A 14,138-nucleotide genomic window follows, 5' to 3' on the forward strand; every position below is an offset into this window, starting at 1 on the left:
TGAGATTTTTAGATTTAACTTGGCCGAATGAATTTCGACCTTAAACTAGAAAAACTTCACAGACAGAATATCCCAACAGCACGTCTCCCTTCTGGAACCGTGATTGAAATTCCAATTTTTTCGTATGAATCAAAAAATCCTGGCCCCACTCTATTATTGATGGCAGGGATGCACGGGGATGAAATAAATGGGGTTGAAATCATGCGCAGGGTTATTAGCCAAGAGCTTTACAAGATAAATAAGGGAAGAGTCATCATGATACCTATATTCAATGTTTTCGGATTCATAAATTTCAGTAGAGAAGTGCCTGATGGCAAAGATGTGAATAGATCATTTCCAGGCTCAAAGAATGGATCTTTAGCAAGTCAGTTTGCTTACTTTATGACTCATGAGATAATACCTCATATAGACTTTGGCATTGATTTTCATACAGGAGGTAAACTCATCAATAACTATCCTCAGGTAAGAGGAATGCTAGATGACTCCAAGAGTGAAGCATTAGCAAATGCGTTTGCAGCGCCGTTTATTATCAACTCACCATTTCGTGACAAGTCACTAAGAAGAGAGGTCGGGAAATTGGGGAAAAGTATTCTTGTATACGAAGCAGGAGAATCTTTAAAACTTAGAAAACCTGCAATTGACGAAGGAATTGATGGAATGAAACGAGTAATGAAACACTTAGACATGATCGATGAGGCTCCTTCTCCCTCCAGACCCCATGTAAAGATTAGTAAATCCTCATGGTCAAGAGCAAGTAGAGCTGGACTACACTACGCGAAAGCTAGAAACGGTGCGTTTGTCAAAAAGGGTGAAGTAATGGGCGTGATATCAGATCCCTTTGGAGAATATGAAAAAGCTATAAAAGCTTCCCAGGATTGTTATATCTTGAGTATAAATAATAATCCTGTGGTGAACAGAGGAGATGCTTTATTTCATACTGGAATTGTTTGAGAATTGATCACTGAACTTAATCATACTAATATAGGAATTGCTCATAAAATCCATGAGGTATTTCAAGTATCCTATATGGTTGAAGCAAAATTGCTAAATGCCAAAGACTTTCCCCCTCTAAAAAGATCCATCGAAGATCTTCTGAATGCTGAATCTGAGTTTTATGGGTACCATGATGGAACCACAATAGTAGCTGTATTAGAAGTGAAAAGTGAAGAGGAAGTTACACATATCCAAAGCTTAGTTGTAGACCCTCAATTCTTCAGAAAAGGCATTGCAAGTAAACTTCTTGATTTCTTATTTACCTCATTTGAATCCTCATTATTTACTGTTGAGACTGGTGCTGAAAATAAACCAGCCATCGCATTATATGAGCGTTTTGGCTTTGAAAAAGTTCAACAATGGATGACAGAGGTGGGAATAGAAAAGGTCAGGTTCTCATTAAAACCTAATTAAAATTCTTTCATTAGCTAGATTTTCTAATTTATTCTACTCTATGTATAATGAGTCTTGACCTTGTTTCCATTCCTGGAATCTTCTATTCCTTAATCTGACTTTGATATTGTTTATACCACTCAGTATAGTCTGCAACATCTTGATGGCGAACGATCTTTCCGTCCTTTATCTCAAGCACAATAGCTAGTGGTAGTTCCATTGAAAGTGATCGGATTTCTCCTTCAATCTTAGGGGAATAGGTGTACTTCAAAATCCCATAGGTAAAGTGTACTACTCCTACTCCATATGACTTCTCTATTTCATATTCAATCCCTGATAAACTAGCAAATCCTTCCTTCAGAAAAGCTATTATATCCTCTCTTCCAGTTCTCTTAGCATAATCCCTACCTTGTCCAAAAAAAGACATGGTAGCATCATCGAAGATGGTCCTATCACTATAGAATTCTCCTATTTCGTCAAATTTCATAGAGGTATACATATCAAGGTATTTAGCTGCCGTTTCAGTAGTATTTTGAGCAACCGTAGAAATAAACCCAACACATATAAAGAGAGTAAATAGCAAATCTTTTTTCATCATCTAATTTTTTACTCAATAATACATATTGATTATCCTTCTTTACCAATTAGAATATTGTGATTTGTTGTGATTTGTAAATCCATACGGATTAACAGTTGCTACCAATAAATAGTAATGGTTTGATTCCTAGTATTGTTAAATAAAAGCATCTATGAAAAAATCATTTGCAGGAATACTATTCCACTTGTTCGTTCTAAATCTTACTATAGCTCAGCTCAATCGAGCTAGCCTCGAGAACACCCAATCTTTTGAGTTCTTCTCAGCAGAAGTGAAAGATTCTTTCAATATCAGTGTGGCATTCCCATATGATTATCATCAATCCAATAAGGATTATACCACACTATATGTGCTTGATGCAAATGTCACATTCGGGATGGTTAGAGATATTCAATTGCTTATGTCATTTGAGCCTGAAAATAAGCCCTTACTGATTGTGGGCATTGGATATAAAGACTTTAACAATTGGCTTTCAAATCGATCTCGGGATTACGTTAATAAAGTCTCTGATTTAGATCAAGGCTCAAAATTTCTATCGTTTCTCAAAAATGAATTGATACCCCATATTGACATGGAGTATCGAACCTCGGCCAAAAAAATTATATATGGCCATTCTACTGCTGGATTATTTGGCTTGAGTGTATTGCTTAACACGACCCTATTTGATGGATATATAATAACCAGCCCTTCAATTGACGAGGATAAGAACTACATTATTGATTTAGAAGAAAGTAACAAAACTAGGAAACTGGTTGGGAAGATATTTATCTCCTATGGGAGCAAAGAAGATGAGCTCTTCAAACAGAAATGCTTTCAATTCATTGAGAAATTAAAATCAAGAAATCATCAAAAGCTCTATATTATGTCTACTGAATCAAAGGGCTCTCACATGACTTCAATGGCTCCTTCTTTTGTAGAAGGGTTGCAGTTTGTTACTAAAGAATAGTAGAGTTCAGAGATTGATTAATGTTTGGAATTCTGAGTATTTATGAATCAACTATGTGAAATCATTTATATAGTGTTTCTTCTTCTTAAACTCTGAAGGAGTGATTCCTTCCTTCTTTTTAAATGCTGTATAGAAAGTTGGCTTTGATTTGAATCCAACCTCATTGGCTATTGCTTCAATCGTATATATACTCTTCTCAGGTGAGACAATGAATTTCTTGGCCAATTCTATTCGATAGTTATTCACAAAGTCATTAAATCCATAACCAAAGCGATCGTTAATTGCTTGTGAGATGTGATGTAAATTCATATCTAGTTCGTCTGCTACCATTCTCTGAGTCAGGCTTTCATTTAGATATGGGGATTTATTTTCAAAATATTGCTCAAGCTTGTCTACACAATTATCAACTGTCTCATTATTCAATGTAGACTTCCTGTATTTTAACATACCAGATGGGTTGATTAGAAGTTTTTGATTAGTAAATCCGATATAACTGATACCGAAAATATGAAAAACTAAAAACCCATTAAGAAGTGAGAAGGAATTCGCTGCTGTATCAAAGAACAGATTAAATAAAATCATGGAAAGACCAAATGCCGGAAAAGCTGAATAGCCCATAATCAAATACTTGATCCATTTAATCTGAGTCCTCCTTGCTTCCAGGTTAGAAACGGAAGTATTCCCGATGTGCTTCTTCTTAAAATCTCTAAGTAATCGAAAGCATAGTGATAAATACAAAATTGCATGCGAATACCAGATATTATTAAGTACCAGTGAGCTCAATCTATAATCTCCAACAGTCATTTGAAAGCTATTTTGCCAAGCAATAAGTGCTGAATAAGTGATTTCGGCCATAAAAAATGGCGATAATAGAATAAAAATGACAAGAGCGGGAATAAAGTGAAGTACTCTCTCTTTAAATCCCGTTGAAGACACATCTAATATAGATTCAACATATAGGTAAAGAACTGGGCCGTATAAAAATAAAGTTGTCTCCCCAAATCCAGCAAAAAACCAAAACTTAGCGATTAACCCGTTTCTAATAAGGAAAAAAGTAGAGAGATCTACAATGAACACCAGTATTAGCATAAAACCATAAAATGCAGATTTACTAGTCTTAATACTTGGAGCTATAAGAGTGAGAATAAATAATCCTTGAACTATACCAAGTACCGAAATAGCTTTTTCAACGTCCATTGTCTATTTTGAGTATTAAAGTTGACAAACTCTAAACATCACTGAAAATCAAAAACCTAATCTTCCACCACTTCAAACTCCACCCTCCTGTTTAACTTTCTCGTTTCTTCAGATTCATTACTAGCTATTGGTTGATTTCCTCCAAATCCTTTCCCACTTACACGATAAGGACTAATACCTTGATTGATAATGTATTCCTTTACGGATTTTACTCTTGCTTCTGAAAGCTGAATATTCTTTACTGGATCGCCAGTGTTATCCGTATGTCCTTTAAGCAAAATCTTGATCTTAGGGTTATCATTCATTACTTCCACCACAAGGTTCAGTTCTTTCTCTGATCCTTCTATCATGCTTGATGTTCCTCGATGGAATAATACATGATCCAAGGTAATCACACTTCCTTTTGCCACAGAAGCCAGCTCAATGATATTCTCTCCTATCATCAATTGTTCATCTAATGTTATTACACTAGGAAGATATCCTAAGGATTTCAATTCTGCTTCCTCTCCTGTCAGCGAATCAATCTTAAATAATCCATTTACTTCCATTCTTTTGACATCTCCCACAATCATTTCAGCAGGCAGCACCTCTCCACTCTTGGAATCCACTACTTTCAATAAGATTGAAGAAGGCATTTCAGGCATATCCTCATCTTGAGAAATAAACACCTCTTCTAACTGAGTGGTATCCTCTTCAATTTCTTCCTGAAACTTAACCCGCATGATATCTCCATATCCATCACTGTCCTGAGAACTAACATAGTACGCCCACTGATCACCGTCCAGATAGCCAAAAGAAGTTTCAGCGCCGGTTGTGTTTACCCTATCGCCTAGGTTTATTGGTGCACTCCAATTTCTCCAGGAGTTATCTTGGCGGACAGAATAGAAAATATCAAAACTTCCTTCTCCTCCTCTTCCATTTGTAGCAAAGAACAAAGTGCGATTATCCTCGGCTAAAAAAGGTGTGACTTCCTGAAATTCTGTGTTTAAAGAGTAGCCTAAGTTTTTTGGGCTATCCCAACTTCCATCTGCTTTTCTCTTTACCACATACAAATCCTCAACACCGTACGTGTTATTTGATTCCATACTAAGAATCATGTATTTCCCATCCTTTGAGATACAGCCACTTTGTACTGATGACTTATTTTTTAAAAATGGAACATCGACACGCTGCGGTTTCATATTGGCAGATTCTGTGCGGTAAACCTCCCCTTTGTAAACACCTAATTCTAACGTCACTTTATTAAAATATATCCATTGATCAGAAAAGCCAATAGGGCTCACCATACCCGGTGTATCCAGCCAGTCTGTAAAAAGAATTATTTCCTGCCCATCGATATTTTGTTCCTCAATAAATGAGTCGGACAAACCACTACGATCTTGCGTAAAAGCTATTCTTCTGGATACCGGATCAAGAGTCAAGTAATTTTGGCCATAGTAAGTGTTTAATGAATCCACCGGAATCCCATTACTTTCAAAGGTTACCTGAGCTATAGTGCCTATGCTCAAAAAGACGAAAAAGATTATTATTGAACTTTTCAACTATTTATTTTAATTTTTTTGTGATTATTATTTGAATATATGAATATTCTGATATATAATTGTACTTGTAAAGTTTCTCTATTGGTTAGTTGGTGACAAAGCTAAACAGCTAGTGAATTATTTGTTTGAAGTCCGGTGTGGTTAGCCGGACTTTCTTTTTTTATTCACTTTTTTACTTACATAGTTATTATCAGCAATAACGAATCTCCAAGGCTTTAACGCATCTTCTTCTGCATATTCTACTCCAATTCTTGTATCCGATAATATTTCCATTTTTTCTTTCTCTTCCGGCTCAACGATCCACATACGATCTTCTAGCAGATCAGTCCCAGTTAGTTCTGTGCTTATCCCCATAGCTTGCGAGAGAGTTCCAGGCCCTGATGATAATTTCGCTTTTGTAAATTTTCTTCTTTCCATCATTTCATCCATACCTACCAATGGCTCAAGTGCGCGAATAAGAACGGCATCAGCCTTCCCTTCAACATTGGTCACCACATTCACCAAATGATGAATTCCATAGCATAAATAGACATAAGCATAGCCACCATCACCATACATTACTTCTGTTCGGGGAGTCCTTTTTCCATTGGCATGACAAGCCTTATCTCCTCTGCCACAGTAAGCTTCAGTTTCCACAATTTTACCTGCTGCTAAAATCCCGTCCATATGGGTTACAAGAACCTTACCGAGTAAATCTTTTGCTATTTCCACGACATCCTCTCTTTGATAAAACGATCTTGGGAGTTTTTCGTAAACGGATGTATTAATTTCGAGAACCATAAAACCTTTTAACTAACATGAAAAGAATTACAAATCTAATCTCACTATGTGTTTTGGTAGCGTTTGGTGCCACAGCGCAGATTTCCACCCCTCAACCCAGCCCAGCTGGATCAGTAAGTTCAACAGTAGGCCTAACCGAAATCAAAATAGACTATTTCAGACCTGGTAAAAAGGGAAGAGATATCTTTGGAAGTGGTGATCAATTCCTTGAACAGTATGGTACTGTTTGGAGAACAGGGGCTAATAGTGGAACAATCATCTCCTTCAGCACAGATGTAAAGGTTGCAGGACAGGATGTAAAAGCTGGAGAATATCAAATCGTGTCAATTCCTGGAAAGAGTGAATGGCAAATGATGCTTCATACCGAAATGATCGGTGGAGATATGACAAGCTACAGTGAAGATAAAGTAGCTGCAAAAGCCACTGTTAAAACAATGATGAGCGATAAGGTAGTTGAAAGAATGACTTTCCAAATTTCAGATATTTCTGCTGACAATACTTCGGCAAATATCCATTTCGCATGGGATAATCATTCATTCAAAGTACCCGTTACAGTGAATTTTCATGATGCTGTAATGAAAGATATTACTGCTAAAACTCAGGTTAATCCTCAGAATTATACTGCTGCGGCTAACTATTACTTAGAAACTGGTGAAAACTTAGAAAAAGCTCTTGAGTGGATGAATAGCTATTTAGCTATTGGCAAAAATTCAGGTGAGTTTTGGCATATACACACCAAAGCAAGAATTCTAGCTAAAATGGGCAACAAGAAAGAAGCAATAGCTACTGCTAAGGACTCAATGGAAAAAGCGAAAAACTTTGAAAGAGGTGATTTCGGTTACGTTAAAAGAAATGAAGACCTAATTTCATCATTGAAATAATCTTTAAATCAAACCATTAAGAAGCGCAAGATTAACTTGCGCTTTTTTTATGTCCGGTAATTTCCTGAATGATTAGACTGATAATAATAGTACTTCCACATCCGATAAGGTTGTACCAAAGGTAGCTGAGTGTAAATACACCAGCTTCCGTCATGAAGTGGACCACAATAACTCCTGTCTGAGCAATCAAAGCAGCAATAAAGACTGCATTACCCATTACCCGCTTGAAGAAAAAAGCAACAAGAAAGATTCCTAGCACTGTTCCATAGAATATTGAGCCAATAATATTTACTGCCTCAATGAGATTCTCTGAATTCTTTGCCAAGATTGCAAACAGGATTGCGAGTACTCCCCATGCGAATGTCAGAACCTTGGAAGTATTTAAGTAATGATGAGGAGATCCATCTTTCTTAATAGCTCGCTTATAAAAGTCTACTGATGTAGTAGATGCCAATGCATTTAGTTCAGAAGAAGTAGAAGACATAGCTGCGGAGAAGATTACCGCAATCAATAACCCTATCAGCCCGTGTGGTAAATAAGTGATGATGAAGGTTAGAAATACGTAATCAGAGTCCTTCGTTTCCAACGTCTCATCAGCTTTTAAAATAACTTCTTTCGCTTGTTGCCTGATTTGAACCGATTTAGCATCTGCTTCTTTCAGTTCCGAAGCAAAAAGCTGTCGTTGTTCATCTGAAATTGATTCTTTCGCAAGATTCAGTGCTGCATTTTTCCTTTCACCAAGTGCAAGTGTATATTCATTGTTTAATGAATTAAATTCTTCTGCGTATTCAGAATTTTCAACAATTTCTACAGAAGCTTCTTTAAAATGAATCGGCGGATTGTAGAAGATGAAAAACACATATACCATTACCCCAACAAAGAGTATAAAAAATTGCATTGGTATTTTGAGGAGCGCATTGAACATTAATCCCATCCGGCTTTCCGCGGCACTTGTACCACCCAAGTAACGCTGTACCTGAGACTGATCTGTCCCGAAGTATGAAAGTGCGAGGAAGAAGCCCCCTGTAAGACCTGACCATATAGTGTATCTCTCTCCTGCATCTGTACTAAAGTTTACAGCTTCTAGTTTTCCAAGGTTTCCAGCTATCTCTAGTGCTCCTCCAAAGGTCGTATGATCATTGATATAGCCTATAATCATAAAGAAAGCAGCAAACATTCCTGCCATGATTACAGCCATCTGCTGCTTTTGTGTAATGGAGACAGCTTTAGTTCCTCCAGAAACTGTGTAGATAATAACTAAAATACCAGTTCCTAATATAGTAGTAGTCAAGTCCCAATGAAGAATAGAGGAAATGATAATGGCAGGTGCATAGATGGTAATACCAGCAGCTAATCCCCTTTGAACGAGAAAAATTGCAGCGCCTAAATATCTTGTTTTCAAATCAAACCTTTTCTCAAGAAATTCATAGGCTGTATATACCTTAAGGCGATAAAAAATAGGGATAAATACCGCTGACACCACAATTAAGGCAATAGGGAGGCCAAAATAATTTTGCACAAACCCCATTCCACTTTCATAAGCTTGACCTGGTGTAGAAATAAACGTGATAGCACTAGCTTGGGTAGCCATTACTGAAAGGCCAATGGTTCCCCACTTCATGGAGTTTCCTCCCAAAAGATATCCCTCTATATCCTTCTGACCTCTCGTTTTATAAACACCGTATGCTACAATAAATAATAACGTGCCGAATAGCACAATCAGGTCCAGATTGTTCATCAATAGGAGGCACTAAATAGGTAAAACAATAAGATTAGGACAGCCAACCATCCTGCAACAAAAAAATACAAATACCTCCACTTTTTGAAAAATGGCGGCTTGTCAATGTTTTTTTCCGAAATCAATTCTGTCATTTACCTAGTGATATCAAGTTTACAAAAATTCGATAGGCTCCTGGTACCCCTGCTGGTAATTCTCTAAACCAGCTATACCCTGAGTATACATAGTATCCTTCTCCGTACTTTGCGACTAATAGGCCTCCATTTTTTGGACTTTCACCTGGATCATTGCTCTCCAAGATCGGTACAAATTCCTCAGACCATTCACTTGGAAAATAAAGTCCGCGCTCCTGAACCCATCCTTCAAAATCTTTTTGAGAGATTTTATTTGGAGTATTTAATGTGACATGATTGGAATCAAGCATTTTGACTGGGGCATCCTCTACAGCTACTCTATCTCTAGATAGCTTTAAGGGAAATGGTGCAATTTCTTGTGTTACAAGTCTATGGCTGGTATTGTATTGAATGATCAAATTCCCCCCTGACTTTACATAGTCAAACAGATCTGTGTTTTTATAAGACAACCAGTCAACCGTATTAAAAGCCCTAATACCTAATATTACCGCATCGTATTTTGCAAGATTTTCTTGATTGATGTCGTCCTTTTCAAGCATTTCCACCATATATCCAACCTGCTCAAGATTTTGAGGAATTGCATCGCCTGCGCCTTCGATGTAGCCTATAAGATTTCCCCTTTTCTTTAAATCTACTTTCACTACTTTCACATTAGCCTTTGGATATAATGTCTGTTTAGGTATGTGACCATAGTCTATCACAGACAATCCTTTTTGGTACATTCTACCCCCAATCTCCGCTTGAGCCTCGATTAAACCTTCTGAAGAACTTGAAGGGGGTGTGATTGTAAAACTGAAAATTTGCTCTTCTCCTTTCTGCGAAAGATTAAAATCATAGGTTGATGGAGAAATATCCCAATCTTTAGGTGCTTTTAACCCAACTGTACCTTGAGCGTTACTTCTTCCAGAAATAACCCTGACATCTACCGATTTTGATTGATCGTCAGCAAAGACAAGAACGCCTCCTGATACATTTACCATCACAGGAGGTCCTATCGCTATAGGCTCAGTAATTTCTCCCTCTACCGGATCTGTTCGTTTAAATACCACTGGCACGTTAAGCACTACCTCTTCTCCATTGAGGCTGATAGTAATCTTACCAGAAATAGCCGGAGCATTCTCTGGGTTTCCAATTTTCTCCTGATCATTTACAGTATACATCCCTAAACTTCCCTCCTCTCTTAACCAGTAAGGGTGCGTGTATTTCATGCCTTTGGGAAGGACAAAATTCATCTCCGAGAAAAAAGGCTTATTGTCCAGGAGAGGAGCTTTAAGTGAAATCGCATTTCTCCATTGGGAAAGCTCTAATTGCTCAACGTTCATATCTATATTACTACGATTAACGAGCTCAAGTGCAATGGAGATAGAGTCACCAATTGCATAATTGGGCTGATCTGACCTCAGAGAGACATATAATCCAGAGGCTGCCACAATCAATTCATTGATTTCTTTTTTCTTTATTTCTTTCCAAAAATCATCATCTAGTTTTTCTAACGCTTCCCGCGCTCCCATTAATGGAGCCACAATAAGTGAGGGGTTAGTTTCATCGTAAAGGTCAATCGCTTTTTTGATGTAGAATGCTACTTCTTTAGATCCCTTCACTCGTTCCCATGATGTATCGATTCCTCCAAAAGGCTCTTTTGTCTCTTCGCCATCCCATTGCTCCAAATATTCTATTTGTTCTCCCCTCGATCCTGATGAGCCAAACCCTTGACTCTTATGCATACTTCTGCTTCTAGCTGCTATTTCAGAGTATGATTCACCTAATAATGTATTGTACTGTCCTACATCAATTTTCTTCAAATTTGTAGTGTCTTTGTCAGAGTTGCGGAACCACCACCATCCGGTATTCCAGAATATTTTCTTTGGAGCCCAAACATCCACATAAGCTAACTGATCGGAAAAAGCATCTTTGTCTCCGCTCAATTTGAATGCCTCTCTAGCCAAAATTGCACTGGCGGTGTGATGGCCATGAGATCTTCCATCATGATTAAATCTTGTTACAACGATATCCGGTCTAAACTTCCGAAAAGCCCACACGAAATCAGCCAACACTTTTTCTCTATCCCAAATGGTAAACGTTTCATCAGGATTTTTTGAATAGCCAAAATCATTTGCTCTCGAAAAAAACTGTTGTCCTCCATCTGTTCTTCTCGCAGCAAGTAGTTCTTGAGTTCTAATCAACCCCAAGCCTTCTCTAATTTCCGGGCCTATTAAGTTTTGCCCCCCATCCCCACGTGTTGCAGACAAATATGCTGTTCTCATAAGCTCCTCATTGGCATAGTAGGCGATCAGTCGAGTGTTTTCGTCATCTGGATGAGCAGCTACGTAAAGTACAGTTCCAAGTACATTCAGCTTTTCAAGTTTTTGTCTAATCTCCCCCGGTTCATATTTTTTTTGGCTAGAAGCCAGAATAGGGAATAAGAAGACAGCCAGTACAAGATAACTGGCAAGGTTTCGGGTTTTCATATTTAGGTTTTCGTTCGGGTCTGTTACGGTTAAAGAATCAGAAAGTTATCTGAATTATTCGAGTGGTTGATTTAAATCATATTTCATCTATTCAATAATGGTTACATTTAATGAAGCCTAAATCATCACCGTGAAATTAGCTACTCCTACACCGAAAGTATATATCGGTAGTCATGAAGAGAGTATGGCCAAGGCACTTAATCTTGGCTTTCTTATCCTGTTCATCACGCTACCCATTATTCTCTTACAGCAAGTTCTGAAGAATGAGTACGTAAGTGCCTCTCTTGTTGCATTTGGGTGTTTATCCGCAATAATAGTCAGGTTCATTTTTGTAAGGGGATTTTTGAGGTCATCCATTTACCTATTTGTTCTGTCTTTTACGTTGATTGTAACAGGTATATGTACATTCGGAAATGGCATCAATGATATATCAATTATCAGCTACCCAATTTTAATTGGTTTTTCCAGTGTGATTCTTCATCGTAAAGAGCTTTACGTCACAACAGCACTTAGCTTAATAGGAGTTGTCTGGTTAGTTTTCGGCGACCTTTGGAATTTGTATGACCCCATTGCAGTGACAAATAGCCTGTTAAGCGACTTTATTGTAACAAGCACCATAGTAGTTCTTGGTGGTTATGTCGCTTCCACACTTACCTTTAATATGAAAACCTCCCTTGAGAAAGCGCAGGAACAAACTCAAAAAAGCAGAAAGGACTCTGAAATCTTAGGCTCGGAAGTAGAAAGTAAAGAGCAGATTATCTATGAAATAAATAGGAAAGTAATAGATAGCCTACGATTTATTAGGGGCTTTATTGGCTTACAAGAAAACTCAACAAAAAATATTCTGGCTTACCAGAGCCTAAAAATCAAAATTCTGGCTGTAGAAACCATTCATGAACAATTGATTGAGACAACTAACTACAATGTGATTGAAGTCAAACGCCTGACACAGCAGTTAATAAAAAAGTATACGCATGTAAAAAAACTAAACATAGATTCAATCGGACTTTCTTTTACAAGGAGATTTTCTGCTACAATGGATATTGATGGAGCAATTGCGCTAGCTATCTGCGTCATAACTATGATTGATTCTATCAAGAGTGAAAAATTAAGATTCCAGAAAGATTTAGACCAGTTAACTATTCATTTTTACACAGACAAAAACGATGATTCGCATGTAAAAGACCAAGTATTATTATTAATGATTCAGCAATTGAAAGGGCAGATTCAATGGTCTGTCGAAAACCATGCTTTCGAGCTACTGGTGCCCCTAAAAAGAATTGAATCATGAGAATAAGAGAGTGGTTAATTCCTCCAAAATCGCTTGATGAAATTGCTAAAAAAGAAATAGCATCTCTTCTAAAGCAAGTACTAGTAGTGGTACCCGTCGTTTCGATTATCGTTTCACTTACGTTTCTGATAAATGATCAGGTTGCTGTTGGAAGATTGATACTATTAATCCCTATCATATCTATCATCTGTCAGCGAATGTTAGCTCTAGGTCACATCCATTTTGCGATGATCACTACACTATTAACGCTTACTTCTATCACAACTTCAGTGGCTATACAAACCCAAGGACTTCATAGTACTGCAATTGTGGTCTTTCCTGTTATTGTACTGTTCTCAAGCTTGATAATGAACCTCAAAGGAGTTGTGGTCATCACCACATCTATTATTGTTTGTCTAGGTATAATTACTTTGACAAGCCCACCCATTATCAGCATAAACGATAAATCAACGTTTCAACACATCAGAGACTATGTCATTGTCGCAAGCATTTTATTAACCAATGTCTTTGTTACCATAAGCTTTACCAGCTTAACGAAGCGATCTCTAAGAAGGGCTACTGAGGAGTTAGGGAATCAAGAAAAGATCAAAAAAAATATTCAAGAAAGCCTAATGATCAAAAAAAAATTATTGCGCGAAGTACACCATCGGGTGAAAAATAGCCTAGCAATGGTCAACAGCTTGATAGAACTGGAGGCTATGATCATACAAGGTGGAAAGAATGAATTTCAAGCGTTAAAAGACATGGTTCAAACCATCGGGCGTGCACATGATCCTCTTTATCAAGATCAAGAGTATGGGAAAGTTCCCATTAAGTCCTATGTTGAAAAAATATCTTCCAATTTCTCTCAAACAAATAACCTTGAGGAGATAGAGATGGATATTGAAGATGGTCCATTATCACATGAAAATGCACTCTCATTGGGAATTATACTACAGGGAGTATTTTCACTGCTAAAAGCTTTAGAAATTAAAAAAGCTACTATTAAAATTGAGCTAGATAATTCAAAATCAGAAATGATTTTAGCAGCTAAACTAACTACACCAAAAGAATTGATTACAGAACAGTTCCTAGAGACAGCACTTATTCATATGCTCGTATCTGAACAAAATGGACATATCAGATACATCAATAAAAATATTAACATTAGCCTTCCTTTGAGCCAAAGGGAAGCACAATGA

Annotated in this window: 12 protein-coding genes; 6 read left to right on the forward strand and 6 right to left on the reverse strand. The window is 37.3% G+C overall.

Annotation, left to right across the window (positions count from 1 at the left end; all coding sequences use genetic code 11):
- Window positions 1-27 precede the first annotated feature (27 nt).
- Both ABJQ32_10710 and ABJQ32_10715 read left to right on the forward strand, forming a co-directional pair.
- Complete coding sequence (locus ABJQ32_10710; GenBank protein ID MEP5290114.1) at window positions 28-951, forward strand: succinylglutamate desuccinylase/aspartoacylase family protein; 924 nt, start codon at window positions 28-30, stop codon at window positions 949-951.
- Between the two features lie 3 nt (window positions 952-954).
- A complete protein-coding gene (locus tag ABJQ32_10715; GenBank protein MEP5290115.1) occupies window positions 955-1,407 on the forward strand; it encodes a GNAT family N-acetyltransferase in 453 nt (150 codons plus the stop codon).
- Between the two features lie 82 nt (window positions 1,408-1,489).
- Here the strand turns inward: ABJQ32_10715 and ABJQ32_10720 are convergent, their stop codons facing one another.
- On the reverse strand, window positions 1,490-1,981 hold the full coding sequence (locus ABJQ32_10720; protein MEP5290116.1) for a nuclear transport factor 2 family protein: 492 nt from the start codon (window positions 1,979-1,981) through the stop codon (window positions 1,490-1,492).
- A gap of 154 nt (window positions 1,982-2,135) precedes the next feature.
- Between ABJQ32_10720 and ABJQ32_10725 the strand changes: the two genes are divergently transcribed.
- Window positions 2,136-2,927 carry an alpha/beta hydrolase-fold protein gene (locus ABJQ32_10725; GenBank protein ID MEP5290117.1) on the forward strand — a complete coding sequence of 264 codons (792 nt, stop codon included), beginning with the start codon at window positions 2,136-2,138 and terminating at the stop codon, window positions 2,925-2,927.
- A gap of 51 nt (window positions 2,928-2,978) precedes the next feature.
- On the opposite strand, the gene ABJQ32_10730 is transcribed toward ABJQ32_10725, so the two are convergent.
- From ABJQ32_10730 to ABJQ32_10740, 3 genes are all read right to left on the reverse strand, one after another.
- Window positions 2,979-4,124 (reverse strand): helix-turn-helix domain-containing protein, encoded by a 1,146-nt coding sequence (locus ABJQ32_10730; GenBank protein ID MEP5290118.1) that lies wholly within the window; start codon window positions 4,122-4,124, stop codon window positions 2,979-2,981.
- Between the two features lie 56 nt (window positions 4,125-4,180).
- On the reverse strand, window positions 4,181-5,665 hold the full coding sequence (locus tag ABJQ32_10735) for an OmpA family protein (protein ID MEP5290119.1): 1,485 nt from the start codon (window positions 5,663-5,665) through the stop codon (window positions 4,181-4,183).
- 141 nt (window positions 5,666-5,806) lie between these two features.
- Entirely contained in the window at window positions 5,807-6,445 is a 639-nt protein-coding gene (locus ABJQ32_10740; GenBank protein MEP5290120.1) for a DNA-3-methyladenine glycosylase, read from the reverse strand.
- Window positions 6,446-6,462: 17 nt separating this feature from the next.
- Here ABJQ32_10740 and ABJQ32_10745 point away from each other — a divergent pair, with 17 nt between their 5' ends.
- Window positions 6,463-7,326: a DUF2911 domain-containing protein gene (locus tag ABJQ32_10745; protein ID MEP5290121.1), complete on the forward strand. Its 864-nt coding sequence runs from the start codon at window positions 6,463-6,465 to the stop codon at window positions 7,324-7,326.
- A 31-nt stretch (window positions 7,327-7,357) separates the two neighbouring features.
- Here ABJQ32_10745 and ABJQ32_10750 read toward each other — a convergent pair whose 3' ends face one another.
- Both ABJQ32_10750 and ABJQ32_10755 read right to left on the reverse strand, forming a co-directional pair.
- Window positions 7,358-9,064 (reverse strand): sodium:solute symporter, encoded by a 1,707-nt coding sequence (locus ABJQ32_10750; protein ID MEP5290122.1) that lies wholly within the window; start codon window positions 9,062-9,064, stop codon window positions 7,358-7,360.
- Window positions 9,065-9,194: 130 nt separating this feature from the next.
- Complete coding sequence (locus ABJQ32_10755) at window positions 9,195-11,666, reverse strand: PIG-L family deacetylase (GenBank protein MEP5290123.1); 2,472 nt, start codon at window positions 11,664-11,666, stop codon at window positions 9,195-9,197.
- A 130-nt stretch (window positions 11,667-11,796) separates the two neighbouring features.
- Between ABJQ32_10755 and ABJQ32_10760 the strand changes: the two genes are divergently transcribed.
- Both ABJQ32_10760 and ABJQ32_10765 read left to right on the forward strand, forming a co-directional pair.
- The gene (locus ABJQ32_10760) at window positions 11,797-12,957 is read left to right on the forward strand and encodes a hypothetical protein (protein ID MEP5290124.1); all 1,161 of its coding nucleotides are present in this window, start codon (window positions 11,797-11,799) and stop codon (window positions 12,955-12,957) included.
- On the forward strand, window positions 12,954-14,138 hold the full coding sequence (locus ABJQ32_10765) for a sensor histidine kinase (protein MEP5290125.1): 1,185 nt from the start codon (window positions 12,954-12,956) through the stop codon (window positions 14,136-14,138). The genes ABJQ32_10760 and ABJQ32_10765 overlap by 4 nt, the downstream gene beginning before the upstream one ends.

Origin of the sequence: Marinobacter alexandrii, from assembly GCA_039984955.1 — a bacterium.
GTDB lineage: Bacteria > Bacteroidota > Bacteroidia > Cytophagales > Cyclobacteriaceae > Ekhidna.